At 72.7% G+C, this 25,856-nt stretch carries 25 protein-coding genes; 17 read left to right on the top strand and 8 right to left on the bottom strand.

All coding sequences use genetic code 11. The annotated features are described in order from the left end of the window. Positions 1 to 46: 46 nt before the first annotated feature. Entirely contained in the window at positions 47 to 1,093 is a 1,047-nt protein-coding gene (locus tag N542_RS0109195) for an NAD(P)H-dependent amine dehydrogenase family protein (protein WP_028643675.1), read from the top strand. A 16-nt stretch (positions 1,094 to 1,109) separates the two neighbouring features. On the opposite strand, the gene N542_RS0109190 is transcribed toward N542_RS0109195, so the two are convergent. Continuing rightward, positions 1,110 to 2,591: a DHA2 family efflux MFS transporter permease subunit gene (locus tag N542_RS0109190; protein ID WP_028643674.1), complete on the bottom strand. Its 1,482-nt coding sequence runs from the start codon at positions 2,589 to 2,591 to the stop codon at positions 1,110 to 1,112. 269 nt (positions 2,592 to 2,860) lie between these two features. On the opposite strand from N542_RS0109190, the gene N542_RS24095 reads away from it, so the two are divergent. Beyond that, complete coding sequence (locus N542_RS24095; protein WP_051551555.1) at positions 2,861 to 3,793, top strand: type IV toxin-antitoxin system AbiEi family antitoxin domain-containing protein; 933 nt, start codon at positions 2,861 to 2,863, stop codon at positions 3,791 to 3,793. Positions 3,794 to 3,891: 98 nt separating this feature from the next. On the opposite strand, the gene N542_RS0109180 is transcribed toward N542_RS24095, so the two are convergent. Next, the gene (locus N542_RS0109180) at positions 3,892 to 4,380 is read right to left on the bottom strand and encodes a glutathione peroxidase (RefSeq protein ID WP_028643673.1); all 489 of its coding nucleotides are present in this window, start codon (positions 4,378 to 4,380) and stop codon (positions 3,892 to 3,894) included. A 61-nt stretch (positions 4,381 to 4,441) separates the two neighbouring features. Between N542_RS0109180 and N542_RS0109175 the strand changes: the two genes are divergently transcribed. Both N542_RS0109175 and N542_RS24090 read left to right on the top strand, forming a co-directional pair. Next, positions 4,442 to 7,147 carry a DEAD/DEAH box helicase gene (locus N542_RS0109175; RefSeq protein WP_028643672.1) on the top strand — a complete coding sequence of 902 codons (2,706 nt, stop codon included), beginning with the start codon at positions 4,442 to 4,444 and terminating at the stop codon, positions 7,145 to 7,147. After that, a complete protein-coding gene (locus N542_RS24090) occupies positions 7,144 to 7,845 on the top strand; it encodes an SWIM zinc finger family protein (protein ID WP_155992942.1) in 702 nt (233 codons plus the stop codon). The genes N542_RS0109175 and N542_RS24090 overlap by 4 nt, the downstream gene beginning before the upstream one ends. Here the strand turns inward: N542_RS24090 and N542_RS0109165 are convergent. Then, entirely contained in the window at positions 7,838 to 8,380 is a 543-nt protein-coding gene (locus tag N542_RS0109165; RefSeq protein ID WP_028643671.1) for an SACE_7040 family transcriptional regulator, read from the bottom strand. The genes N542_RS24090 and N542_RS0109165 overlap by 8 nt on opposite strands. A gap of 19 nt (positions 8,381 to 8,399) precedes the next feature. Continuing rightward, the gene (gene trxA, locus N542_RS0109160; RefSeq protein WP_028643670.1) at positions 8,400 to 8,786 is read right to left on the bottom strand and encodes a thioredoxin; all 387 of its coding nucleotides are present in this window, start codon (positions 8,784 to 8,786) and stop codon (positions 8,400 to 8,402) included. Between the two features lie 104 nt (positions 8,787 to 8,890). Between trxA and N542_RS0109155 the strand changes: the two genes are divergently transcribed. The 5 genes from N542_RS0109155 to N542_RS0109135 are packed head-to-tail and all read left to right on the top strand — an operon-like array spanning position 8,891 to position 15,616. Further along, positions 8,891 to 10,444 carry a carboxyl transferase domain-containing protein gene (locus N542_RS0109155; protein WP_028643669.1) on the top strand — a complete coding sequence of 518 codons (1,554 nt, stop codon included), beginning with the start codon at positions 8,891 to 8,893 and terminating at the stop codon, positions 10,442 to 10,444. After that, positions 10,444 to 12,351 carry an acetyl/propionyl/methylcrotonyl-CoA carboxylase subunit alpha gene (locus N542_RS0109150; protein WP_036507171.1) on the top strand — a complete coding sequence of 636 codons (1,908 nt, stop codon included), beginning with the start codon at positions 10,444 to 10,446 and terminating at the stop codon, positions 12,349 to 12,351. The genes N542_RS0109155 and N542_RS0109150 overlap by 1 nt, the downstream gene beginning before the upstream one ends. Continuing rightward, the gene (locus N542_RS0109145) at positions 12,344 to 13,279 is read left to right on the top strand and encodes a hydroxymethylglutaryl-CoA lyase (protein WP_028643667.1); all 936 of its coding nucleotides are present in this window, start codon (positions 12,344 to 12,346) and stop codon (positions 13,277 to 13,279) included. The genes N542_RS0109150 and N542_RS0109145 overlap by 8 nt, the downstream gene beginning before the upstream one ends. 31 nt (positions 13,280 to 13,310) lie before the next feature. Next, positions 13,311 to 14,405 (top strand): hypothetical protein, encoded by a 1,095-nt coding sequence (locus tag N542_RS27475; protein WP_028643666.1) that lies wholly within the window; start codon positions 13,311 to 13,313, stop codon positions 14,403 to 14,405. After that, positions 14,402 to 15,616: a hypothetical protein gene (locus N542_RS0109135; protein ID WP_028643665.1), complete on the top strand. Its 1,215-nt coding sequence runs from the start codon at positions 14,402 to 14,404 to the stop codon at positions 15,614 to 15,616. Before N542_RS27475 ends, N542_RS0109135 begins: the two co-directional genes overlap by 4 nt. Here N542_RS0109135 and N542_RS0109130 read toward each other — a convergent pair. Next, positions 15,577 to 16,269, bottom strand: a complete 693-nt coding sequence (locus N542_RS0109130; protein WP_028643664.1) for an EcsC family protein — start codon at positions 16,267 to 16,269, stop codon at positions 15,577 to 15,579. The genes N542_RS0109135 and N542_RS0109130 overlap by 40 nt on opposite strands. Positions 16,270 to 16,308: 39 nt before the next feature. On the opposite strand from N542_RS0109130, the gene aat reads away from it, so the two are divergent. Both aat and N542_RS0109120 read left to right on the top strand, forming a co-directional pair. Continuing rightward, positions 16,309 to 16,992, top strand: a complete 684-nt coding sequence (aat, locus tag N542_RS24085; protein ID WP_036507168.1) for a leucyl/phenylalanyl-tRNA--protein transferase — start codon at positions 16,309 to 16,311, stop codon at positions 16,990 to 16,992. Positions 16,993 to 17,022: 30 nt separating this feature from the next. After that, positions 17,023 to 17,514, top strand: a complete 492-nt coding sequence (locus N542_RS0109120; protein ID WP_028643663.1) for a hypothetical protein — start codon at positions 17,023 to 17,025, stop codon at positions 17,512 to 17,514. Between the two features lie 4 nt (positions 17,515 to 17,518). On the opposite strand, the gene N542_RS0109115 is transcribed toward N542_RS0109120, so the two are convergent. After that, positions 17,519 to 17,854 carry a rhodanese-like domain-containing protein gene (locus tag N542_RS0109115; RefSeq protein WP_028643662.1) on the bottom strand — a complete coding sequence of 112 codons (336 nt, stop codon included), beginning with the start codon at positions 17,852 to 17,854 and terminating at the stop codon, positions 17,519 to 17,521. A gap of 22 nt (positions 17,855 to 17,876) precedes the next feature. Between N542_RS0109115 and N542_RS0109110 the strand changes: the two genes are divergently transcribed. Next, a complete protein-coding gene (locus tag N542_RS0109110) occupies positions 17,877 to 18,470 on the top strand; it encodes a DUF4396 domain-containing protein (RefSeq protein ID WP_231482579.1) in 594 nt (197 codons plus the stop codon). A gap of 48 nt (positions 18,471 to 18,518) precedes the next feature. Here the strand turns inward: N542_RS0109110 and N542_RS0109105 are convergent, their stop codons facing one another. Then, positions 18,519 to 19,385: an Fpg/Nei family DNA glycosylase gene (locus N542_RS0109105; protein ID WP_028643660.1), complete on the bottom strand. Its 867-nt coding sequence runs from the start codon at positions 19,383 to 19,385 to the stop codon at positions 18,519 to 18,521. 58 nt (positions 19,386 to 19,443) lie between these two features. On the opposite strand from N542_RS0109105, the gene N542_RS0109100 reads away from it, so the two are divergent. From N542_RS0109100 to N542_RS0109080, 5 genes are all read left to right on the top strand, one after another. Continuing rightward, positions 19,444 to 19,704 (top strand): hypothetical protein, encoded by a 261-nt coding sequence (locus N542_RS0109100; protein ID WP_051551553.1) that lies wholly within the window; start codon positions 19,444 to 19,446, stop codon positions 19,702 to 19,704. A gap of 61 nt (positions 19,705 to 19,765) precedes the next feature. Beyond that, positions 19,766 to 20,965 (top strand): ATP-binding protein, encoded by a 1,200-nt coding sequence (locus N542_RS0109095; RefSeq protein WP_028643658.1) that lies wholly within the window; start codon positions 19,766 to 19,768, stop codon positions 20,963 to 20,965. Between the two features lie 125 nt (positions 20,966 to 21,090). After that, a complete protein-coding gene (gene abc-f, locus N542_RS0109090; RefSeq protein ID WP_028643657.1) occupies positions 21,091 to 22,731 on the top strand; it encodes a ribosomal protection-like ABC-F family protein in 1,641 nt (546 codons plus the stop codon). A 9-nt stretch (positions 22,732 to 22,740) separates the two neighbouring features. Then, entirely contained in the window at positions 22,741 to 23,559 is an 819-nt protein-coding gene (locus N542_RS0109085; protein ID WP_051551552.1) for a glycerophosphodiester phosphodiesterase family protein, read from the top strand. Positions 23,560 to 23,569: 10 nt separating this feature from the next. Then, on the top strand, positions 23,570 to 24,505 hold the full coding sequence (locus tag N542_RS0109080; RefSeq protein ID WP_028643655.1) for a DUF5926 family protein: 936 nt from the start codon (positions 23,570 to 23,572) through the stop codon (positions 24,503 to 24,505). A gap of 120 nt (positions 24,506 to 24,625) precedes the next feature. On the opposite strand, the gene N542_RS0109075 is transcribed toward N542_RS0109080, so the two are convergent. Further along, on the bottom strand, positions 24,626 to 25,846 hold the full coding sequence (locus N542_RS0109075; RefSeq protein ID WP_028643654.1) for an arginine deiminase: 1,221 nt from the start codon (positions 25,844 to 25,846) through the stop codon (positions 24,626 to 24,628). Positions 25,847 to 25,856: the final 10 nt, after the last annotated feature.

Here is a 25,856-nt window from a genome sequence, read left to right as displayed (position 1 = left end):
CCGTCCGGCCCTGGACCGGGAGTAGAACAGGTTCTAGTCTGCGGCCATGGACAGACCTCTCCGCGTGATCCAGTGGACCACCGGCAACATCGGCCGCCGCTCCCTGCACGCGATCCTCGGCCGCCCGGACATGGAGCTCGTCGGGGTCTACGCCCACGGTGCCGACAAGGTCGGCAAGGACGCCGCGGACCTCGGCGGGTGGCCGGCCCCGACCGGCATCCTGGCCACCGACGACGTCGAGGCGCTGCTGGCCCTCGGCGCCGACGCGTGCTGCTACAACCCGCTGTGGCCGAGCGTCGACGAGCTCTGCGCGCTGCTCGGGTCGGGCGTCAACGTCTGTACGTCGGCCGCCTGGATCACCGGCGGCAAGCAGACGCCCGAGGACCGGGCGCGGATCGAGCAGGCGTGCGAGACCGGCCGCACCTCGATCTTCGGCAGCGGGGCGCACCCCGGCATGACCAACATGGTCGCCATGGTGCTCAGCGGCTCGTGCGAGCGCGTGGACGAGCTCCGGATCACCGAGTCGGTCGACTGCTCGACGTACGAGAGCGCGGAGACCCAGCGGGCGATGGGGTTCTCGCTCGACCCGGAGACGCCCGGTCTGGCGGAGTCGGTGCGGCGGGAGAGCGAGGTCTTCGCGGAGTCAGCCGCGATGATGGCCGACGCGATCGGGGTGACGCTCGACCGGATGAGCTTCGACGTCGAGTTCACCGCGGCGACCGGCGACAGTGACCTGGGGTTCATGACCATCCCGGCCGGGACCGTCGGCGGGGTGATGGGCTACCACCGCGGCTGGGTGGGTGACCGCAACGTCGTCAGCGTCGGCTTCAACTGGACCATGGGCGAGCACACGGTGCCGCCGAAGCCGCTCCAGCACGGCCACGTGATCCAGGTCTTCGGGGTGCCCAACATGCGCACCGTCCTGCACTGCCTGCCCCCGAAGGACTGGAGCGAGGGATTCATGGACCTCGGGATGAGCTACACCGCGATGCCGGTCACCAACGCGGTCCCGTACGTCGTGGCCGCCGAGCCCGGGATCGTCACCCTGGCGGACCTGCCACCGGTGACCGGACGGGTCGCGGCCGCCGGCTGACCGGCGAGTCGCGCGATCAGTGGCCGATGAGCACGGCCGGGTCGACCTGGTGCTCGATCTTCTTGCGAGGCAGGAAGAAGGCGGGGATCAGCACCAGGGCGACCAGCGCTGCGCCGACCAGGAAGACGTTGCCGAACACCTCGGCCGTCGCCGCCGGGACCTCCTCGGGTGGCGTGGCCGCGGTGACGTTGTCCAGGAGCCCGTTGGTGAGCAGCACGGTGAAGACCGCGGTGCCGATCGAGGCGGCGACCTGCTGGACGATGTTCATCAGCGTCGAGCCACGGGCGATGGTGTGGTCGCGGAGCGTGGCCAGCGCCGAGGACATGATCGGCATCATCGTGCCGCCCATGCCGAGGCCCATCACGAAGAGCGACAGCATCAGGAAGCCGTATGACGTCGTGTCGGTCAGCGTCGAGAACATCGCCAGGCCGATCGTGGTCACGGTGATGCCGACGATCACGATCTTGCCGGGCCCCATCCGGTCGGCCAGGATCCCGGCGATCGGCATCGTGATCATCGCGCCGAAGCCCTGGGGTGCAAGCAGCAGTCCGGCGTGCAGCGCGTCCTCGCCGCGGACCTGCTGGAAGTAGAGCGGGAAGAGCAGGCCGGCGCCGAAGAACGAGATCGCGAAGAGCGACATCGCGATCACCGCGACGGTCATGTTGCGGTTCTGGAAGAGCCGCAGGTCGATGAGCGGGTGGATGTTGCGCCGGGCGAGCGCCCACGGCACGAAGGCCACGATCAGCACGGTCCCGATGACCACCGGCACGACGACCTTGGTGGCGAAGAAGGTGCCGGTCTCGGGGATCGTCGAGATGCCGTACAGGAAGAGCGCGAGCCCGGGCGAGAGCAGCACCATGCCGAGCCAGTCGAAGCTCTCCGAGGGGTGGACGTGGTCCTTCGGCAGCGCGATCGCGGCGTACACGAGCGCGGCGACGCCGATCGGGACGTTGATCAGGAAGATCCAGTGCCAGCTCGCGACGTCGATCAGGTAGCCGCCGAGGATCGGGCCGAAGATCGGGCCGAGCAGCATCGGGATGCCCATCACGGCCATCACCCGGCCGATCCGCTCCGGTCCCGCGGCCCGGGTGAGGATCGTCATGCCGAGCGGCATCAGCATGCCGCCGCCGAGACCCTGGAGCACCCGGAAGGTGACCAGCATTGGCAGCGACGTGGCGAGCGCGCACAGCGCGGAGCCGAGGGCGAAGAGCACGATCGCGATCAGGTAGAGCCGCTTCGTGCCGAACCGGTCGGCCGCCCAGCCGGTCAGCGGGATCACCGCGGCCAGCGCCAGCGTGTAGCCGGTCATCGTCCACGCGACCTGAGCCGCGGTGGCGTCGAAGACCTCCGTGAAGGTCTGCAGCGCGACCGAGACGATGGTGATGTCCAGGATCGACATGATCGCGCCGAGCACGACCACGCCGGCGATCACGAGGACTCCGCGGTCGAGCTTGTCGGATGCGGCCGGGGACGGCTGGGTGGGGGTCTCGGTGCTCACCTGACCAGGCTAGGCGGGCTCCCCGGAGCCGGTCACCCGACTTTGGTCTCCCCGTCCCGTGGTCTTCGTCACCGCGTTGAGTGCAACGGCCTCGTCGGGAGCAGTTTCACCGGCTACCCGGTGAAACTCCGGGTTCTCGCACGAAGTTTCGGCCAAGAACCCCGAGTTTCGTCGGGTGACCAAGTCCCGCACAACCGAGGAATCCGTGGTTGTCCACAGGTGAGGAGGTCGCGTGGTGGGGGTCGCGGCGGAGGGGGCATCAGCAGGTCATGGTGCTCGAGCTGATCACTCCCGACGGTCTGCTGCTGCGACGCGACGTCATTCGCTGCGGCTATCGCGACAGCCACTTGTCCCAGCTGATGAAGGCGGGACACATCGTGCGCATCCGGCAGGGCGCGTACGCCCTCGCAGCGACGTGGAGGAGCCTTGATGCCCAGGGGAAGCAGCTGCTGCTGGCCAAGGCTGTGATGCTCCAGTACGACGACGGCGTCGCCCTGTCACACGTGAGCGCTGCGCAGTTGTGGGGCGGGCCGGCGTACGGGCTCGACCTCAGTCGCGTCCACCTGACGCACTTCGACGGCGGCGGCCGCAAGAGCGCCGGTCTGGTGCACCACACCGGAGGCTGCCTCGTCGGAGACATCAGCCGGCGCAACGGGCACTGGCTCACCTCGCCCGGTCGGACGGTGCTCGACGTCACCGCCCTGCACGGCGTGGAGGCGGGTGTGGTCCTGGGCGACGACTTCGTGCACCGCGGACTGACCTCCGTGCCTGAGATGAAGCTGCTCGTGCGGCCCATGGAGTTCTGGCCGAGCACCCTGACCCACCGCATCATGCTCGACCTGATCGACGGCGATTCAGAGTCAGTGGGCGAGACGCTGTTCCGCCTGCTGTGTCGCCGGATGAACCTGCCCCGGCCGGAGCTCCAGTGGGAGGTCCGCGCGCCCAGCGGTCGGCTCGTCGGCCGCTCCGACTTCGTGTGGCACGACGCGGCGACTATGGGCGAGTTCGACGGGAAGGCGAAGTACCTCCGGCTTCGCAGGCCGGGGGAGTCCATCGAGGAAGCCGTGCTGCGCGAGAAGCGGCGCGAGGACGAGATGCGGGAGCTGACGGGTTACCGCATGGTCCGCTTCGTGTGGGCCGACCTGTTGGCCCCCGACCGGACGGCAGCTCGCCTGCGCTCGATCCTGCGAGCCGCCGCGTAGGGGTTCCTGGACAGAACTCGGAGTTCCTCGACGAAGTTCTGTCGAAGAACGGTGAGTTTCACCGGGTAGGCGGTGAAACCCACCCGACCGGCGACGCCTCAGGCGAGCTGGGCCTCGATCGCACCGACGAGAGCCGGGTCCTCGGGAACGACGCCCGGGCTGAAGCGGGCCACGACCGCGCCGGAGCCGTCGACGAGGAACTTCTCGAAGTTCCACGTCACGTCGCCGGCCTCGCCGCTCTCGTTCGGGGTCTCCACGAGCGACCGGTAGATCTCGTGACGCTCGTCGCCGTTGACCTCGATCTTCTCGGTCATCGGGAAGGTCACGCCGTACGTCGCGGAGCAGAACTCCTGGATCTCCTCGGCGGTCCCGGGCTCCTGGCCCAGGAACTGGTTGCAGGGGATCCCGACGACGGTGAAGCCGCGGTCGGCGTACGTCTCCTGGAGCTGCTCGAGCCCGGTGTACTGCGGCGTCAGGCCGCACCTGCTCGCCACGTTGACCAGCAGGGCAGGCTTGCCGCCGGTGATGTCGCCGAGGGTCGCGGCGGAGCCGTCGAGCCGGGCGATCGGGGAGTCGAGGATCGTCATGACGACGAGCGTAGGACCTCGCCGAAGCCGCCGTGTCGGTGTCTCGGGCTAGCGTCTGCCCGTGTCCTTCGTCCCGCTCACCGGCCCGGCGACCTTCCGCGCCGCCGAGCCGCCGCGGGAGGGGGTCGTCGAGTTCAGCGACGCGCGTCGCACGGTCGCGCTCCCCATCCGCGCGGCGCTGCCGGTCCTGACGAAGGCCCGCAACCGCGACGACCTGCACCCCAGCGTCGGGCTGCTCGCCGGTGCGGCCCTGCTGGGCATGCGGCTGGTGGCGGCGGGCAAGTTCGCGCCGAGCGCCGCGGCGTCGGGGACCGGTACGCCGAGCTGGCGGATCAGCGGGCTCGACGAGGAGGACGAGGAGCGCATCGAGATGCTCGCGCGCGCCCAGCGCGACGACGAGCGGGTGGTGCGCGACCTGATCGACGCGGTGGCCGACGCGATGCCGCGGCAGCCTCCGACCGAGGCGCCGGTACGCCGGCCCGCGACGCCGCGCGGGCCGACGTTCGAGGAGCGCCTGCAGGCCCGGCTCGCGAAGCACCGGCGCGTCGACCCGACCGACCTGCCCCAGCTGGTGCGGCTCTCGATCCGGGTGGAGGCCGACGAGGAGGAGCTGGTCGCCGGCGCGGTACGCCTGGTGCCGCAGGTGCACGACGAGCAGAACCCGCTGCACCTCTGCGACCTGGCGATGCTGTGGACGCACGACGCCGACGAGCACGGGTTCGGGGGCCGGGCGCGCACGCACGCCGCGATCGCGCTGCGGGCGGCCGCCGACGCGTGGCCGGTGCTCGACCGGCTGCTGGAGCTGCGGGTGCCCGACCAGCTCGTGCTCGACACCGACGAGCTGGTCAGCCTGCTCGACGAGGGCGTCGGCGCGCTGCGCGACGGCGGCGTCGACGTGCTCTGGCCGCGCAGCCTCGGGCGTGACCTGAGCGCGACCGCGACGCTCGACCGCGCCTCGCCGGGGGCCTCGCGCGAGGAGCCGCTCAACGAGCCGCTGCTCGGGACCGAGGCGCTCTTCGCCTTCAAGTGGCAGGTGGCGCTGCACGGCGACCCGCTGACCGACGACGAGATGGACCTGCTGGCGTCGTCGGCCACGCCGCTGATGCGGCTGCGCGGCAACTGGACCGTGGTCGACCCCTCCATCGTCCGCAAGGCCCGCAAGCGGCTGCTGCGCACGGTGAAGCCGGCCGAGGCGGTCGCGGCCGCGCTGACCGGGACCGTGCAGGTCGGCACCGACTCGGCGACGGGCGAGGGCCGGCAGGAGCAGGTGATCGTCGGGGCCAGCCTGCTGCAGGTGCGCGACCGGCTGCTGAGCGCCGCGACCCGCGAGCCGGTCGAGCCGCCGGCCGCCCTGACCGCAACGCTGCGCGACTACCAGCGCCACGGGCTGACCTGGCTGGCGGAGCTCACCTCGCTGGGCCTCGGCGCCTGCCTGGCCGACGACATGGGCCTCGGCAAGACGATCACGCTGATCGCGCTGCACCTGCACCGCCACGAGCGCGGCGCTACCGGGCCGACCCTGGTCGTCTGCCCCGCGAGCCTGCTGGGCAACTGGGAGGACGAGGTGCACCGGTTCGCCCCCGGCACGCCCGTCGTCCGCTTCCACGGCAGCGCACGCGACCTCGCCGGTGCCGGCGACGGGTTCGTGCTGACGACGTACGGCACCATGCAGCGTGATGCCGAGCGGCTGGGCGCCGCCGACTGGGACCTGGTCGTCGCCGACGAGGCCCAACATGTGAAGAACCCTCGTACGTCGACCGCCCGCGCGCTGCGCACGATCCCGAGCCGCGCCCGGGTGGCGCTGACCGGCACCCCGGTCGAGAACAACCTGACCGAGCTCTGGGCCATCCTCGACTGGGCGATCCCCGGACTGCTCGGCAGCCGCAACGCCTTCCGCAAGGCCTGGGCCGCGCCGATCGAGTCCGGCAGGGAGCCGACCAAGGCGGCCCGGTTCGCGGACCTGATCGGCCCCTTCCTGCTGCGCCGGCGCAAGTCCGACCCCGGCATCGCGCCCGAGCTGCCGGCGAAGACCGAGACCGACCACCGGATCGGGCTGACCCGCGAGCAGGTGGTGCTCTACGAGTCGTTCGTGCGCGACATCATGGACCGCATCGAGCGTGCGGACGAGGACACCCGTCGGGGGCTGGTGCTCAAGCTCCTCACCGGGCTCAAGCAGATCTGCAACCACCCGGCGCAGTTCCTCAAGCAGTCCGCGGTGACGCTCTCGGGACGCTCGCAGAAGATCGACCTCCTCGACGAGCTGCTCGGCACGGTGCTGGCCGAGGATGGCGCCGCCCTGGTCTTCACGCAGTACGTCGCGATGGGCCGGCTGCTCGAGGGGCACCTGGCCCGCGCCGGCGTACCGCACCAGTTCCTGCACGGCGGCACGCCGGTGCGGGAGCGGGAGGCGATGGTGCGGCGGTTCCAGGCCGGTGAGTCGCCGGTCTTCCTGCTGTCGCTCAAGGCCGGCGGCACCGGGCTGAACCTGACCCGCGCCGATCACGTCCTGCACGTCGACCGGTGGTGGAACCCCGCGGTGGAGGAGCAGGCGACCGACCGTGCCTACCGGATCGGGCAGACCCGGCCGGTGCAGGTGCACCGGATGATCACCCGCGGCACCATCGAGGAGAAGATCGCCGAGATGCTGGTGCGCAAGCGGGCGCTGGCCGACGCGGTGCTCGGTCGCGGCGAGGCCGCGCTGACGGAGCTCAGCAACGACGAGCTGCGCGACCTGGTGACGCTGCGCCCGGACGCCTTCGACTCATGACGGGCGCCGTGCTGCACCCGCGGGTCGGGCCGCGTCGCGGCGGCGCCCGGGCGTCGACGTGGTGGGGCAAGGCGTGGGTCCGGGCCGTCGAGGAGGCGTCGTACGCCGAGGCCGACCTGCGCGCCGCTCGGGCGCTGGCCCGCGGCGGCCACGTCGGGCAGATCGCGACCGAGCCGGGCCGGTACGTCGCGTCGGTCGACGACGCGCGCGGGCTCTGGACCGTCGAGGGCACGCTGCCGGTGCTCGACCACTCCGGGCTGACGGCCCTGGTCGAGACCGTCGCCGCCGTGGCCGGCCGGGTCGCCGCCCTGGTCGCCGGCGAGCTGCCGCACGACCTGGTCGAGCAGGCCGACGAGTCGGGTGCCGAGCTGCTGCCGAGCGGCTACGAGCTCGGCTCGGTCTGCGGGTGCGACCACTGGACCGACCCGTGCGTGCACGCCCTGGCGGTGCTCTACCAGCTGGCCTGGCTGGTCGACGCGGACCCGTTCGTGCTCTTCCAGCTGCGGGGACTGTCCCGCGACGAGCTGCTCGCCCGCCTGCACGCGCGCGCCGTCGTCGCAGCAGACGTCGAGGCCGACGTCGATCTCGACCAGGCCGTCGAGGCCGCGCTGTACGCCGCCCGGATCGTCGACGAAGCCGAGTCGTCCGCCTCCGGCATGGATATCCACCAGCCTCAGGCGGACGACCCGGTCAGGTGAGCGCGCCGAGGGCCATCCGCGTCAGCAGGTCGCGCATGGCGGCGTCCGGCAGCAGAGCGCTGTGCGGGGTGGAGTTGATCAGCCCGAAGGCCGCGTGCGCCATCGACCGCGCGGTCGCGAGCTCGAGCCGGGCGTGGAGCAGCTGCAGCTCGGCGGCCCAGAGGTCGACGTACTCCCGCTGCAGCGCCCGGACCCGCTCGCGGGCGTCCTCGGGCAGCGACTCCCAGTCGCGGTCCTGGACGACGATCAGCGGGCGGTGCCGCAGCGCGAAGTCGACGTGCCAGTCGACCAGCGCCCCGAGCGCGGCCCGGGGCTCGGGCGTCTCGGTGACCCGGCGCCGGCCCTCGCTGAGCAGCTCCTCGCTGATCGAGACCAGCATCTCGGCGAGCATCGCCTGCTTCGAGGGGAAGTGCTTGTAGAGCGCCGGTCCGGAGATGCCGCAGGCCGCTCCCAGGTCGGCCACGGAGACCCCGTGATAGCCGCGCTGCGCGAAGAGCTCCGCCGCCGTGGCGAGGATCTGGTCGCGCCGGCTCATGGCCCCAGGTTAGGGGCTGTTAACCCTGGGCGGTGCCGGTCTCACCGTTCTGCTGCGCCTCGATCTGACGGCGTACGTCGTCCATGTCGAGGCCCTTGACCGCCGTGATCACCTGCTCCAGCGCGGGCGCCGGGAGGGCGCCGGGCTGGCTGAAGACCAGGATGCCGTCACGGAACGCCATCAGCGTGGGGATCGACGTGATCTGCGCTGCGGCCGCCAATGACTGCTCGGCCTCGGTGTCGACCTTGCCGAAGACCACGTCCTCGTGGCGCTCGGCAGCGGCCTCGAAGATCGGTGCGAACTGCACGCACGGGCCGCACCAGGATGCCCAGAAGTCGACCAGCACGATGCCGTTGTCGACGACGGTCCGCTCGAAGATGTCAGAGGTCAGCTCGGTGGTGGCCATGCTCTCCTCAACGGCTCGGGCGGCCCGGTCATTCCGGCTGCGACGGGATCCTCCTCACGGTGGACCACCAGGTTAATGATCGCTAACCTGGCGGGGTGAGCCACATGAAGGACCTCGTCGACGACCTGCGCGAGCGGCTGGCGGTCGCCCGGACCGGCGGCAGCGAGGCGGCGCGGACCAAGCACACCGACCGCGGCAAGCTGCTGGTGCGCGACCGGGTGGACCGGCTGCTCGACCCGGGCAGCCCCTTCCTCGAGCTGAGCCCGTTGGCCGCGACCGGGATGTACGGCGACGCCGTGCCGTCCGCCGGCATCGTCACCGGCATCGGCCGGGTCAGCGGCCGAGAGGTCGTGGTCGTCGCGAACGACGCGACCGTCAAGGGCGGCACCTACTACCCCCTGACCGTCAAGAAGCACCTCCGCGCGCAGACCGTCGCCGCCGACAACCGGCTGCCGTGCGTCTACCTCGTCGACTCCGGCGGCGCGTTCCTGCCGATGCAGGACGACGTCTTCCCCGACCGGGAGCACTTCGGCCGGATCTTCTTCAACCAGGCCAACCTCTCCGCCCGCGGCATCCCGCAGATCGCCAGCGTGATGGGCTCCTGCACCGCCGGCGGCGCCTACGTCCCGGCGATGTCGGACGAGACCGTGATCGTGCGCAACCAGGGCACGATCTTCCTCGGCGGTCCGCCGCTGGTGAAGGCCGCGACCGGTGAGGTCGTGACCGCCGAGGAGCTCGGGGGCGGCGACGTCCACGCGCGCACCTCCGGCGTCGTCGACCACCTCGCCGAGGACGACGCGCACGCGCTGGCGATCGTCCGAAGCATCGTCGGCACCCTCCCGCGAGGTGGTCTCGACGCTCGCTCCGCTCGCACCTCGACCACCGGGACGCCGTGGGAGGTGCTGCCCGTCGAGGAGCCGCACGAGGACCCGAGCACCCTGTACGACGTGGTGCCCGCCGACACGCGCACGCCGTACGACGTCCGCGAGGTGATCCGCCGGATCGTCGACGGCAGCCGCTTCCACGAGTTCAAGAAGCTGTACGGCGAGACGCTGGTCACCGGCTTCGCGCACGTCTGGGGCCACCCCGTCGGCATCGTCGCCAACAACGGCATCCTCTTCAGCGAGTCGGCCCTCAAGGGCGCGCACTTCATCGAGCTGTGCAACCAGCGCGGCATCCCGCTGGTCTTCCTGCAGAACATCTCCGGCTTCATGGTCGGCAAGGAGTACGAGAACCGCGGCATCGCCCGGGACGGCGCCAAGCTCGTCACCGCGGTCGCCTGCAGCGTCGTCCCCAAGTTCACCGTCGTCATCGGCGGCTCCTTCGGCGCCGGCAACTACGGCATGTGCGGGCGCGCCTACGACCCGCGCTTCCTCTGGATGTGGCCCAACGCCCGGATCTCCGTGATGGGTGGCGAGCAGGCGGCCTCGGTGCTCGCCACCGTCCGCGGCTTCGACGACCCGGTCGAGGAGGAGGCGTTCAAGGCGCCGATCCGCGAGCAGTACGAGACCCAGGGCTCGCCGTACTACTCGACCGCCCGGCTCTGGGACGACGGCGTCATCGACCCCGCCGACACCCGCCGCGTCCTCGGCCTCGGCCTGGCGGCCGCCGCCAACGCCCCGATCCCTGCGCCGTCGTACGGCGTCTGGAGGATGTGATGCAGACCCTCCTGATCGCCAACCGCGGCGAGATCGCGCTGCGGGTGATGCGCACCGCCCGCACCATGGGCCTCCGCACGATCGCGCTCTTCACCGACCTCGACGCCGACGCGCCGCACGTCCGCGCCGCCGACGACGCGGTCCGGGTCGAGGGCTACCTCGACATCGACGCCGTCGTCGCAGCCGCGCAGTCCTCCGGGGCCGACGCGATCCACCCCGGCTACGGCTTCCTCTCCGAGCGCGCGGCCTTCGCCCGCGCGGTCGAGGCTGCCGGCATCACGCTGGTCGGCCCCTCCGCCGACGTGATGGACCGGATGGGCCGCAAGGACGCCGCCCGCGAGATCGCCATCGCCGCCGGCGTACCCGTCGTCCCGACCGGTGACGACGCCGCCTACCCGGTGCTCGTCAAGGCCGCCGCCGGCGGCGGCGGCAAGGGCATGCGGATCGTCCGGTCCGCCGCGGAGTACGACGAGGCGCTGGCCGGCGCCAGGCGGGAGGCGCTGTCCTCCTTCGGCGACGACACGATGCTCGTCGAGAAGTACGTCGAGCGCGGCCGCCACATCGAGGTCCAGGTGCTCGGCGACAGCCACGGCAACGTCGTCCACCTCTTCGAGCGCGACTGCTCCACCCAGCGCCGCCACCAGAAGGTGCTGGAGGAGGCGCCCGCTCCGACCATCACCCCCGAGGTCCGCGAGCTCGTCACGAGCAGCGCGGTCGCCCTGGCCCGCCACGTGGGCTACGAGAACGCGGGCACCGTCGAGTTCCTCCTCGACTCCGACACCGGCGAGGCCTACTTCCTGGAGATGAACACCCGCCTCCAGGTCGAGCACCCCGTCACCGAGGCGATCACCGGGCTCGACCTGGTCGAGCTCCAGCTCCGCGTCGCCGCCGGCGAGCCGCTCCCGATCACCCAGGACGACGTCACCGCCACCGGGCACGCCATCGAGGCCCGGGTGTACGCCGAGGACTCGTTCGGCGGCTTCCTGCCGCAGGCGGGCCGGACGTCGATCGTCAGGTGGCCGGGTGGTTCCGAGGCTCGCTCCGCTCGCACCTCGACGACCGGCGCCACCGTGCGGGTCGACCACGCGCTCGAGCCCGGCCAGGTCGTGAGCACGTCGTACGACCCGATGCTCGGCAAGGTCGTCGTGCACGGGCCCGACCGCGAGACCGCGCGACAGGCGCTGGTCGCGGCGCTCGACGACACCGCGATCCTCGGCCTCACGACCAACGCCGGCTTCCTGCGGACGCTGGTCGCGGGCGACGACTTCCGCGACGCCACCATCGACACCGCCTGGCTCGACACCGCCGAGATCGAGCGTCCCGACGACGCGCTGCCGCGGATCTTCGCGGCGTGGGTGAGCGCGATGCTCACCGCGGTGGTCGACGCGGGTCACCCGTTCCAGTCCGACGGCTGGCGCGCGGGCGCCGATCCGGCGCCGACCGTCGTGGAGCTCGACCGCCCGGTCGTGGTGGACCGGCACCGGGGCACCGTCGACGGCAGGACCGTCCGGCAGGTCGCCGCGGCCGACCACACCCTGACCGTCGCGGTCGACGGGCAGCGCCACACGGCCGTCGTCAACGTCCAGCCGCACGTCGCCGAGGTGTCGTTCCGCGGCCAGCGGTTCGTCTTCGAGGCGCCGGACGTCTTCGGCGACCACGCGGTCGCTGCCGGCGACGGCGCGATCACGGCGCCGATGCCGGGCACCGTGCTCGACGTGCGCGTCACCGACGGCGACCGCGTCGAGGCCGGTCAGGTGCTGGTCGTGCTGGAGGCGATGAAGATGGAGCTGTCGCTCAAGGCGCCCTTCGCCGGCACCGTGGTCGGGCTCGCCGCGACCACCGGTGCGCAGGTCGCGCTCGGAGCCACGCTGGTGCAGGTCGAGCAGGAGGTGCAGCCCGATGAGTGAGCTCCCCACCGTCGTACGACCGGACGGGCTCCCGACGCACGTCACGATCTACGAGGTCGGACCCCGCGACGGCCTGCAGAACGAGCAGGCGCTGGTCCCGACCGACGTCAAGGCCGAGTTCGTACGCCGCCTCCTCGGCGCCGGTCTGCCGATCGTCGAGGCCACCAGCTTCGTCCACCCGAGGTGGGTGCCGCAGCTGGCCGACGCGGCCGAGCTGATGGGGCTGCTCGGCGAGGCCGGGCGGGACTGCCCCGTCCTGGTCCCCAACGAGCGCGGCCTGGACCGCGCGCTCGAGCTCGGCGCGCGGCACATCGCGGTCTTCGGCTCGGCCACCGAGACCTTCGCGCAGCGCAACCTCAACCGCAGCCTGGACGAGCAGCTCGCGATGTTCGAGCCGACCGTGCGCCGCGCCCGCGACGCCGGGCTCGACGTCCGGGCCTACGTCTCCATGTGCTTCGGCGACCCGTGGGAGGGCGGCGTGCCGGTCGACCAGGTCGTCGAGGTGGGCCGGCGGCTCTTCGACCTCGGCGCCAGCCAGCTCAGCCTCGGCGACACCATCGGGGTCGGCACACCCGGGCACGTGACGGCGCTCGTCGACGCCTTCGTGGGCGCCGGCATGGGCGTCGACCAGCTCGCGATGCACTTCCACGACACCTACGGCCAGGCCCTCGCCAACACCTACAGCGCCCTGCAGGCCGGCATCACGACGTACGACGCGAGCGCGGGTGGCCTCGGCGGCTGCCCGTACGCCAAGAGCGCCACCGGCAACCTCGCCACCGAGGACCTGGTCTGGATGCTGACCGGGCTCGGCATCGAGCACGGCGTCGACCTGCAGCAGGTCGTCGACACCAGCGTCTGGATGGCCGGGCACCTCGGGCGGCCCAGCCCGTCGGCCGTCGTGCGAGCACTGGCTCAAGACGCGTCGTAGCGAACCCCGTGCCTGCGGCACAATCCTCGCCATGGCCCTCGACGACGACTTCCCGGGCCTGCGTCGTGGGTGGGGGTGGGTGGCCCACCTCCGAGACGGCGGTACGACGCCCTGGGACCGCTGGAGCGACGACGGTGCCGCGGCCGGGCGCTACCTCCCGGGCGCCCAGCAGCTCGAGCTGCTGCGGCGGTTGAACGCCGCGGGCCCGGTCGACGCCGTGCTCGCCCGACGGGTGCTCGAGGCGAGCCCGGCCGGCCGGGGGCGTCTCGACCTGGAGCTCGCCGGAGCCGCGCGACCCCGTGGCTTCGGGTCCGCGCCGGTCGATCCGGCGGACCTGCCCGAGCGCGAGCTCCTGCGGGTCGCGTCCGCCCTGCTCGCGGAGGACGTCGTCGCTGCCGGGCTGGCGAGCCCGACGCGCCTGCCGCGTCCCCGGCCGTGGCGCCGGCGCTACCGGCTCGTCGGCGACCCGATGCTCACCGACCCGCGCCGGGCCGCCCTCGCGGCGCAGGGCCGGCCGCCGGGGGGCCGCGATGCGCGCACGCTGGTGCTCGGCACCGACGTGGGCCAGATGCTGGTCGACCTGTGGACCGCGCGCAGCCTGTCGCAGGGCGTGCAGTCGTGGCGCGCCTGGCTCGACCGGGCCTCCCGAGCCGACCGGCTGCCGGCCAGGATCGACCTGGCGCGTACCGCCGACCACTGGGGCCGGGAGGTCGGCACCGCGCGGGTCCACGTCGTGCTGGACCTCGACGCCGTCCCTCGCCTGACCCGGGGCCGCGGACCGCTGCCCGGGAGCCCACCGCTCACCGCCGACGCCGTCGACCTGGCCCGCCGGGTCGGGCAGGTGCTCGGGGTGCTCGTGGTGCCCGAGGAGCGTCGGGCCCTCCTCCGCCAGTCCCTCGTGCCGCGCCTCCTCGACGCCCCGGGCGAGCCGCTGGTGCTGCCGGCGCGGCACACCGGGTGGGTGCGCGCGCACGCCCGTCGTACGACCGACGACCTGCTGGAGGGTGGCTACGCTGTCCACGGCCGTCTGGGGAGCCTGCTGCCGATCGACCGTCCCGGCGTCACCGAGCCCTCGGACCCCGGGGTCCTGGCGCTCGCCCTGCGCCTGCTGTTGGAGAAGAAGTGAGCACTCGAGTCCTGCTGCACGTCGGCACCCCGAAGACCGGCACGTCGTACCTCCAGGACGTCCTCTTCCGCAACCGCACCGTCCTCGAAGCCGCCGGCATCCTCTACCCCGCCGACCGCTTCGACGCCCACTTCCTCGCGGCGCTCGAGCTGACCCGCACCCAGTGGGGTGGCCTGGAGCGGCAGGGCGTCGGTGGGTGGGACCGGCTGGCCGAGGCGGTACGCCGCCACCCCGGCACCGCGATCGTCAGCCACGAGATCCTGGCGACCGCGACGCGCGCCGAGGCGGACCGGGCGATCCGCTCCCTCGGTCACGGTGCCGGGACCGAGGTCCACCTGGTCATCTCCGCGCGCGACCTGGTCCGCCAGATCCCCGCGGAGTGGCAGGAGAACCTCAAGCACCGCGAGGAGCTGTCCTACCGCGAGTTCCTCGACACCATCCAGGACCCCGACCGCGACTCCCGGATCGGCAGCTGGTTCTGGGCGGCGCAGGAGCTGCCCGACATCCTGGACCGGTGGGGTCACGACCTGCCGCCCGAGCAGGTCCACATCATCACGGTGCCGCCGGCGGGCGGCCCGCGACAGCTGCTGTGGGAGCGGTTCAGCACCGCCTTCGGCCTCGACGGCCTCGAGCTCGACCTCGAGGGCGAGCGCTCCAACGTGTCCCTGGGCGTGCCTGAGACCACCCTGATGCGGCGGATCAACGCGATCTCCAGCGCGGAGCTGGAGCCCGGCGACTACCGGCCGCTGGTCACCGAGGTGGTCGCCCACCAGATGCTGTCGCGGCGCACCGGCTCCGCTCGGCTCGCGCTCCCGCCGGACCTGCACCCGTGGGTCTCCGAGCTCACCACGACGTGGACCGAGGAGCTCCGGCGGCAGGGGTACGACGTGATCGGCGACCTGGACGACCTCGTCGGGGCCGCACCCTCCGCGTCGTACGTCGACCCCGACCAGCCCGACGAGACCGAGGTCGGCGCCGCCGCCCTCGATGCCATCAAGGCGCTGCTGCTGGAGGGCGCCCGGCTGCGCCGGCGCGAGGGCGAGGTGCAGGCCGAGCTCGACGAGGCCTACCGCGCCCTCGAGCGCTCCTACCTGCGCCCGACGTACCGCTGGCGCGAGCGGACCGTACGCCGGCTGCAGGACAGCGGGTTCGGTCGCACGGCGCTCGGCGCCTACCGGCGCGCGCGCGGGCGCAGCTCCGCGCCGGAGTAGCGCCCGATCTGGTAGGTCGCGAAGCCGTCGACGCTCATGCCGACGATGCCTCCGACGACCGGGACCCGGCGGGCGACCGCGATGGCAGCGTGCTTGCCGGCGACCTTCGTCACCAGCTCCGAGGTGACCTCGGCACAGAGCACCCGGTCGGTCGCCGGGTCGTGCGCCGGCGCGGTGGCCAGCGCCATCGGCGGAGCCGGGATCTTGCGGGCGGCGACCAGCGCGTCGACCCGGTCCTCGCCGAGCATGCAGGCCAGCACCGCGTTGCGGACCCGCGGGTCCTCGAGGTCGTAACCGCGCACGTGGGCGATGACGGCGACCATCCGGGCCTGGATCAGCGCGAGGCCGGTGATGTTCGTCGGGATCGTGACCATCGCGGTGAAGGCGCCACCGACGCTGGTCAGCATCCCCTGGGCCCCCGCGTAGCGGACGTGGTCGTCGACCACCGAGCGGACCGCGCGCCGGTCGCGGCCGTCGGCCTCGCGCAGCGCCTTCTCGGCCGTCTTCGCGGCCGACGGCAGCGGGCCGACCCCGTGGATCGCGCGGTCGAGGGCCTCGCGCACGAAGGAGGCGTTCAGCTCCGGGGCGAGCGCGGGCAGCCGCGGCGCGACGTACTTGCCGGCCGCTGCGGTGATGTTGCTCTTCGCGCCCACGCCTCGATCGTACGGACCGGTGCCCGCTACGGTCGGTGCGTGCCTCCCGTCGAGCCCCCGCCGTCGCACTGGACGTTCGGCGACCCGGCGGGCTACGACCCCGATGACGACCTGGTCGGCATCGGCGCCGACCTCGCGCCCGGGACGCTCCTGGCGGCGTACCGACGCGGGCTCTTCCCGATGCCGTCGGGCACGCCGGGGGACCCCATGTACTGGTTCTGCCCGGTGCGCCGCGGCGTGCTGCCGCTCGACGGGCTGCGGGTCACCAAGTCGCTGCGGCGCTCCTGCCGCGACTTCGAGATCCGGGTCGACACGGCCTTCGCCGAGGTCGCGGACGCGTGCGCCGACCCCTCGCGGCCCCAGGGCTGGATCGACAGCGACATCCGCGCGGCGTACCTCCGCCTGCACGAGCTGGGCTGGGGGCACTCCGTCGAGGCGTGGCGCGACGGACGTCTGGCCGGGGGGCTGTACGGCGTCGCCATCGGCGGCCTCTTCGCGGGCGAGTCGATGTTCCACCGCGAGCGGGACGCCTCGAAGGTCGCCCTGGTCGCGCTCGTCGAAGGGCTGCGGCAGAGTGGGCCGGGTCAGCGTCTGCTCGACGTGCAGTGGTCGACGCCGCACCTGGCGTCGCTCGGGGTGGTCGAGGTGAGCCGCGAGACGTATCTGCGCCGGCTGTCCCGGGCTCTTCGGGAGAGCGAGCCGGCCTTCCTCACCGCAGGGTGAGCCGCAACCATCGACGACCGAGGGGCACGCATGGCGACCACAGGGACGACCACGGGGACGACCGCAGGGACGACCGCTCTCAGGATCGCCGGGGTCGTGCTGCTGCTCGGTGGCCTCGCCGGGTGCGGCGGGTCCGACAGCGACGGTGGTGGCGCCGATGCCGGGAGTGCGCCGACGGACGCCTCCGAGAGCGGCTTCTGCGCGAAGTTCAACGGGCTGTACGACAGCCTGCTCGCCGGGGACCGCACCAACCCCACGCGCGCCCTCGCGGGCATCAAGAAGTGGGCGGACGGCATGGCCGACTACGGGACGCCGGCCACGATGAGCGACGAGGCCCGCGACGGCTTCGAGGTCGTGATCGCGAAGATCCAGGACCTGAGCTCGAAGGCCGGGCTCACGGACTTCCAGAACCTCGACGACCAGCTGTCGAAGGCGGACAAGAAGGCGGCCGATGCGTTCGCCACGTGGACGGCGGACAGCTGCCCGACCCCGGACCTGTCGCTGCCGTCGTCCGGCTCCTGACCGGTCAGACCACCCGGGGCGGCTGGCCGGTCTCGCTGACCATCGGCCGGCCGGCGGAGGCCCAGTCGAGCATGCCGCCGTCGAGGTTGACCACGTTGTAGCCCTGCTCGGCCAGCCAGGCGGTGACCTGACCGGAGCGGCCGCCGACCTTGCAGACCACCAGGGTCTGCCCGCCGCCGACCTCGTCGAGCCGCTCGGGCAGGTCGTTCATCGGGATGTGGACGGCGCCCTCGATGTGCCCGTGCTCCCACTCGACGTCCTCGCGGACGTCGAGGACCGAGAGCTCCTCGGGGAGCGGGTCGGGCACGGCGTCGACGGAGACGGTCGGGATCTGGCTCATGGTCCGAGACTAGGCTGACGCCGTGCAGGGCGTGAACTCGATGGCCGCGAGCGCGACGCTGCACTGCCTGACCGGCTGCGCGATCGGCGAGATCGTGGGGCTGATCGTCGGCACCGCCGCCGGGCTCGCGAACGGCTGGACCATCGCCCTGTCGGTGGCGCTCGCCTTCGTCTTCGGCTTCACGCTCTCCTCGCTCCCGCTGGTCCGGGCCGGGCTGTCCGTCGGCGCCGCGCTGAGCGTCGTCGTCGCTGCTGACACTCTGTCAATAGCGACCATGGAGCTCGTCGACAACCTCGTCATGGCGATCATCCCCGGCGCGATGGACGCGGGGCTGGTCAACGTCGTGTTCTGGGTGGGGATGATGATCTCGCTGACGGCGGCGTTCTTCGCGGCGTACCCGGTCAACCGCCACCTGCTGCAGCGCGGCAAGGGACACGCGTTGCTGCACGAGCACCACCACGGTGGTGGCGAGGTGGTCGGAGCACGGCGGCTCATCCCGTCCTTGCCGACGTCGTCGCTGGTGGCCGTGCTGGTCGCGTTCATGCTCGGCGGTCTCGTGGTGTCGATCGCCGACGAGCTCGACGGCGACCGGAGCCACGCCGCTGCCGGCCGCTGAGGAGCCCGGCGCACGAGCGCGCCCGGCTCGCCGGCCGGCGCCGGGGGGTCACTTCAGCAGGCGGCTCATCCGGCGGTCGGCGAGCGGCTTGCCGCCGGTCTGGCAGGTCGGGCAGTACTGCAGGCTGGAGTCGGCGAAGGACACCTCGAGCACCGTGTCGCCGCAGACCGGGCAGGGCTTGCCGGTCTGGCCGTGCACCGCGAGGTTGGACTTCTTCTCGCCCTTGAGCTCGCTCGCGTGCAGGCCGCGCGAGCGCTCGACCGCGTCGCCGAGGGTGGTGCGCAGGGCGGCGTACAACGCGGCGACCTCGTCGTCGCTGAGGCCGCTGGCCGGCTTGAACGGCGACATCTTCGCGGCGTGCAGGATCTCGTCGGAGTAGGCGTTGCCGATCCCGGCGATGGTGCTCTGGTAGCGGAGCACGCCCTTGAGCTGCTTGCGGCCCTCGGCCCGGAGGATCCCGGCGAACCGCTCCAGGGTGAAGTCGTCGGTGAGCGGGTCCGGGCCGAGCCGGGCGATGCCGGGCACGTCCTGCGGGTCGCGGACGACGTACACCGCCAGGCTCTTGCGGGTGCCGGCCTCGGTGATGTCGAGGCCGGACTGGTCGTCGAGCACCACGCGCAGCGCGAGGGTGGACTTCGTGCTGGGCTTGGGCGGGATCGTCGGCACCTCGTCGCGCCAGCGCACCCAGCCGGCCCGCGCGAGGTGGAGGCACAGGTGGATCCCCGAGGCCTCGATGTCGAGGAACTTGCCGTGCCGCGTCACGTCGTCGACCATCGTGCCCTCGAGCGCGGACAGCGGCGGGTCGAAGGTCTTGAGGGCGCTGAACGCCGCCAGGTGGATCTTCGCGATGGCGTGGCCGTCCAGCCGGCTCCTCAGGTCGAGGGCCAGGGCTTCCACCTCGGGCAGCTCGGGCACCCCGTCATCCTAGGCAGAACCGGTGACAACAGTTGCTGGTCGGGAGCATCATGGAGGTGTGCCCGCCGTCCGCCCGCTGCCGCAGACGGGGTCGATCTACCTCGACCCCCGTGGGGGCGACCGTGCGCTGCGCGTCACCTGGCACGACGAGGCCGGCATGGTCGTGCTGTCGCTGTGGCGCGACAACGTGTGCGCCGGGTCCTTCCGCCTGGCGATCGACGAGGTGCCCGGGCTGATCGACACGCTCCGCGCGGGGCTGGTGCGCTCCTACGAGGACGCCCGCGACCGGCTCGGCGTGGTCGAGTCCGAGTCCGCCTGACCCGCGCGCCGCGCCGTCGGGAGTCTAGGAGATCCGCTAGACGGCCCGATACCTTCCTGGCATGGACCCGATCCGCAACCCGTACGCCCCCGGGGCGGGCCAGCGACCGCCCGAGCTCGCGGGTCGCGACCGCGAGCTGCAGCAGTTCGAGGTCACGCTCGAGCGGGTGGCGGCCGGCCGCCCCGAGCGCAGCATGGTGCTCAGCGGCCTGCGCGGCGTGGGCAAGACGGTGCTGCTCAACGCGCTGCGCGGGCAGGCCGTGCGCCGCGCGTGGGGCACCGGCAAGATCGAGGCCCGTCCCGACCAGAGCATCCGGATCCCGGTGGCGCAGGCGGTGCACGCCGCCGTGCGCGAGGTCGCCCACCGCCACCGCGACCCCGACCGGGTCGACGCGGTCGCCGGGGTGCTCAAGAGCTTCGCGCTGCGTACCGACGTCGACCACCGCAGGGGCTTCCGCTGGACGCCGCCCACCGACGTCGTCGCGGCGCGCGGTCGGGCCGACTCCGGCGACCTCGAGCTGGACCTGGTCGAGCTCTTCACCGACGTCGCCACGCTCGCCGGCGACCTCGGTGTCGGCATCGCGCTCTTCATCGACGAGATGCAGGACATCTCGACCGCCGAGCTCGCCGCGCTCTGCGGCGCCTGCCACGAGATCAGCCAGCAGAGCGCGCCCCTGATCGTCGTGGGTGCCGGACTCCCGCACCTGCCGGTCGCGCTCGCCGCGTCCAAGTCGTACGCCGAGCGGCTCTTCCGCTACGCCTCCGTCGACCGGCTCCCGCGGGAGATGGCCGACCGGGCCTGGCGGCTCCCGGCCGCCGAGGAGGACGTCGACTTCGACGACGAGGCGCTCGACGAGCTCTACCGGCTCACCGACGGCTACCCCTACTTCGTGCAGGCCTACGGCAAGGTCACCTGGGACGCCGCCGTCGGGACGCCGATCCGCGCCGCCGACGTACGCGCCGCTGCGCCGGAGGCCGAGGCGGAGCTCGCGGTCGGGTTCTTCGGCGCCCGCTACGACCGGGCCACCCCGGCCGAGCGCGACTACATGAGCGCGATGGCCGACCTCGGCGTCGACCGCGGCGACGGGAGCGTGGACGGCCCGATCGCCACCGCCGACGTGGCCGCCCACCTGAGCCGCAAGCCCCAGTCGCTGTCGCCCGCGCGCGACGGGCTGATCAAGAAGGGCCTGGTCTACTCCGGCGAGCGCGGCAGCGTGGCCTTCACGGTCCCGCACTTCGGCAAGTTCCTGCGCAGCCGGTGAGCGCCCCGGCCGGCGTACTTCTCGGGCAGTTCCGTCACTTCTGGGCCGTTGCATCACCCGAGAAGTGACGGTTTCACCGGTGCACCGGTGAAACCGACGCAGGCCCGACCCGCCACAATGAGCCCGTGAGCGCCACCCTCGTCGCCAAGGACCTCGCCGGCGGGCACGGGCACCGCACCCTCTTCGAGGGCCTCGACCTCACCGTCGCGCCCGGTGACGTCGTCGGTGTCGTGGGCTCCAACGGCGCGGGCAAGACCACGCTGCTGCGGATCCTGGCCGGCGACCTCGAGGCGCACGGCGGCACCGTGTCGACGGCGCCCTCCGACGCGTTCGTCGGGTGGCTGCCCCAGGAGCACGAGCGGGTCCCCGGCGAGAGCGTGGCGGCGTACGTCGGGCGCCGCACCGGCGCGACCGGGGCGACCGCCGCGATGGAGGCGGCCGCGGAGGCCCTGGGCACGGGCGCGGCCGGCGCCGACGACGAGTACGCCGCCGCCTTCGACCGGTGGATGGCCAGCGGTGCGGCCGACCTCGAGGACCGGATCGCGCCGATGCTCGCCGACCTCGGCCTCGACGTGGGCCCGGACGCCCTGATGACGAGCCTCTCCGGCGGCCAGGCCGCCCGCGCCGCGCTGGCGGCGCTGCTGCTGAGCCGCTTCGACGTCGTCCTGCTCGACGAGCCCACCAACGACCTCGATCTCGCCGGCCTCGAGCGCCTGGAGACCTTCGTCCGCGGGCTGCGCGCCGGCGTCGTGCTGGTCTCCCACGACCGCGAGTTCCTCGCCCGCTGCGTCACGCGGATCGTCGAGCTCGACCTGGCCCAGCACCAGGTGAGCGTGTACGACGGCGGCTACGAGTCGTTCCTCGAGGAGCGGGCGGTGGCGCGGCGGCACGCGCGCGAGGCGTACGACGAGTTCGCGGACAAGAAGGCCGACCTGGTCTCGCGGGCGCGGACCCAGCGCGAGTGGAGCTCGCAGGGCGTGCGCAACGCGATGAAGAAGAACCCCGACAACGACAAGATGCGTCGCAAGGCCTCGAGCGAGTCGTCGGAGAAGCAGGCCCAGAAGGTGCGGCAGATGGAGTCGCGGATCGCCCGGATGGAGGAGGTCGAGGAGCCCCGCAAGGAGTGGGTGCTGCAGTTCAGCATCGGCGCGGCACCCCGCTCGAGCGCCGTGGTCGCGACCCTCAACGAGGCGGTCCTGCGACGCGGCGACTTCCGGTTCGGCCCGGCCTCGCTCCAGGTCAACGCGCGCGACCGGATCGGCATCACCGGACCCAACGGCGCCGGCAAGACGACCTTGATCAGCCTCCTGCTCGGGCGGATCGCGCCCGACACCGGCAGCGCCAGCCTCGGCGCCTCGGTCGAGATCGGGGAGATCGACCAGGCCCGCACCGGCCTCGCCGAGGACCGGCCGCTCGGGGACGCGGTCGAGGCCCAGCTCCCGGAGCTGTCGCCGGCCGACGTCCGGACGCTGCTCGCGAAGTTCGGTCTCAAGGCCGACCAGGTCGCCAGCGAGGTCGGCCGGCTCTCGCCGGGGGAGCGCACCCGGGCCGCGCTCGCGCTGCTCCAAGGCCGTGGGGTCAACCTGCTCGTGCTCGACGAGCCGACCAACCACCTCGACCTGCCCGCGATCGAGCAGCTCGAGGAGGCGCTCGCGTCGTACGACGGGGCCCTGGTGCTCGTCTCCCACGACCGCCGGCTCCTGGACAACGTCAGCCTGGACCGGCGCTGGCGTGTCGCGGACGGTTCCGTCGTCCAGGAGTCCTGAGGCGGCACCATGGTCCTCGTGAGACCCCAGGTCGTCGCGCATCGCGGCGCCAGCCACGACAACGCCGAGCACACGCTCCGGGCGTACGTCGCCGCGCTCGACGCCGGGGCCGAGGGTCTCGAGTGCGACGTCCGGCTCACCGCCGACGGGCACCTGGTCTGCGTGCACGACCGCGACCTCCGGCGTACGACGAGCACCCGCACCGTGGTCTCCAACACCGAGCTCGCCGAGCTCGACCAGCTGGACTTCCACTCCTGGAAGCACCCCTGGGCCGACCTCGACGACGAGGCGCCCGACCCGGACGACCAGCTCGACAAGGTGCTCACCCTGCGCACGCTCCTCGAGGTGGTCGCCGACTACGACCGTCGGGTCGAGGTGGCGATCGAGACCAAGCACCCGACGCGGTACGGCGGGCTCGTCGAGCGCCGCCTCGTCGACCAGCTCCGCCACCTCGGCTGGGACCGCCCGGGCGGACCGGCCCGGGTGATGAGCTTCTCCTTCACGGCGCTGCAGCGCGTCGAGCGGCTGGCGCCGCACGTCCCGGTGGTGATGCTGCTGGAGCACGCCCGCACCTGGCCGATGCTGCGGCGCACCATCGGCCGTGACTGGCTGGTCGGGCCGGGCATCAAGGAGCTCACCGAGCACCCCCGGCTCGGCCCCCGGATCCTCCGCGCCGGCCACGACCTGCACGTATGGACGGTCAACACCGAGAGCCAGCTCGACCTCTGCCTCGAGCTCGGCGTCAAGGCCGTCATCACCGACCGGCCGGCGTACCTGCTCGACCTCCTCGACGACCGCGAGAGTGCCGCCGGGCGCAGCGCCGGATAGCCTCGCCGCCATGGCCAAGAAGTCCCGCACCAAGTCCCGTCCCGCCCCGACCGAGGGCGAGGTCGGCCCACGCCAGCCCTGTCCGTGCGGATCGGGCAAGCGCTACAAGGCCTGCCACGGTGCGCCCGGCGGCGCCGCCGCGGTGTACGTCGGCCGCCCGTTCGAGGGGCTCCCGTCGGAGTGCGACGTGGTGGCCCTGCGCGAGCTCGTGCCGGCCGCCACCGCCCCGTTGGTCCTCCAGGCCGACCCTGACCGCGTCGTGCGGCTCTGCACGCTGCTGCCGATGGCGTCCCCGGCGATGGTGCGCGACAACGGCGAGATCTGGCTCGGCCTCCAGGTGCAGCACAACTTCGGCGACCCCGCCCGCGACCTGGGTGCGGTGCTCGAGGCCGCGCTGGTCGCCGAGCCCGGCGTCGTCGGGCTGACCGACGACCCCGGCGCCGGCCCGCGCCTGCAGGACCTGGTCGGCAGCGACCCGCTCACGGTCACCGTCCACGACGGCTTCGGCTTCTGGGTGGCCGACGTGCCCGAGGCGGACCGTCCCGCCGCCGAGGCCGCGCTCGAGCAGGCCAACGCCGCGTCCAACCCGACCGCGCGGCTGACCAGCGTCGAGGCGGCGTACTGGACCAACGTCGGCACCAAGGAGCACCTGCGCTGGGTCATGCCCGAGCCGGAGGACGACCTGCTCGACGCCCTCGCGCGGCTGCACGCCGCCGGCCAGGACGTGCTGGTCGAGGGCTCGCGCTTCGTGGGGATGTTCCGCGCCCACGGGCTGCTGGCGCCGGTCTGGGACCTGCCGGTCGGCACCGGCCCGGAGGCGCTCGAGGATCCCGCGGCACGGTTCGCGAAGGACCTGGCCGCGGCGCTCGTCGACGACTCCGACCTGACCACGGAGGAGCGGTCCGCGCGCTCGGGCCTCGCCAACCGTCAGGTCACGCTGCGCTAGACGTTCGTCACGTCGAAATGGCGGGTTGAAGTTTGTAGGACCGCGCTTCGGCGTCGTAGTGTCACCACGCCCGGTCGTTGTCGCCTCCCCCGTCGACAGCGGCCGGGTCTTCGCGACCCCTCAGCCGACGGGGACCGGCGTCCGGGACACCGGACAGCTCATGCAGCGCGGCCCTCCGCGGCCCGAGCCGAGCTCGGAGCCGGCGATCCGGACCACCTCGATGCCGGCCTCCTCGAGGCGGGCGTTGGTCTCGTGGTTGCGCTCGTACGCGACCGCGACGCGGGGCGCAATCGCCAGGGTGTTGTTGCCGTCGTCCCACTGCTCCCGCTCGGCCGTGACCGGGTCGAGCCCGGTGTCGATCTGGTGCAGCGTGTCGATCTCCATCGCCTTCGCGGCGGCGACCAGGAACGGCTCGGCGTCGGCCACCGTCAGCGCCAGGTCGTGCTCGTCCTGGGCGCTGCCGGCGGGCGTGACGGCGTACGCCGTGAGCGAGTCGGCGACGTTGGGGTACATCACGATCTTGTCGACGTCGACCATCGTGCAGACGGTGTCGAGGTGCATGGTCGCGCGCTCCTGCGCGATCGGCACGGCGAGCACGGTGTGCGCCAGGTCGGCGTGGAAGACCTGGCGGGCGAACCGCTCGACGCCCGCCGGCGTGGTCCGCTCGCCGACGCCGACCGCGATGACGCCGGGGGCGAGCAGCAGCACGTCGCCACCCTCCACGTGCTCGTGGTGCCAGCCGTGGAGCTTGCGCGTGCCGCGGAAGCGCGGGTGCTCGGTGTAGATGAGCTCGGTCAGCTGGGTCTCGCGGGAGCGGGCCGGCATCGCCAGTGAGGTGACCGCGACCCGGTCGCGCACCCACACCGACGAGTCGCGGGTGAAGAGCAGGTTGGGCAGGGGGTCGATCAGGAAGTCGTCGTTGGCCAGCAGCGACGTCACGAGGCCGAAGCCGCCGCGCACCTCGTCGTTGCGGATGCCGGCGGTCAGGTAGTCGGTGAGCTCCTCGGGGGAGGCCTCGCCGAGGAACCGCGCGAGGTAGTCGCGCAGGGTGTCGCCGAGGTGCAGCGCAGCCAGCGCGGTGGTGATCGCGTGCAGCCGCGCTGCCGGGTCGGCCAGCGTCTCGGTCAGCAGGTCGGTCAGGTAGAGCACCTCGGCGCCCCGGCTGCGCAGCGCCTCGGCGAAGGCGTCGTGCTCCTCCTGCGCGCGGGCCACCCACGGGATCCCGTCGAAGAGCAGGCGGTCGTTGTTGCGCGGCGTCAGCCGCTTGAGCTCGTTGCCGGGACGGTGGAGCAGGACGGTCTGGAGCCGGCCGACCTCGCTGTCGGCGCCATGTGTGGGCATGGGCCCGACC

It is taken from the genome of Nocardioides sp. URHA0020 (assembly GCF_000620705.1).
Lineage (GTDB): Bacteria > Actinomycetota > Actinomycetes > Propionibacteriales > Nocardioidaceae > Nocardioides.
Note: the sequence above shows the minus strand (reverse complement) of the source record. Positions and strands in the feature narration are given on the sequence as shown.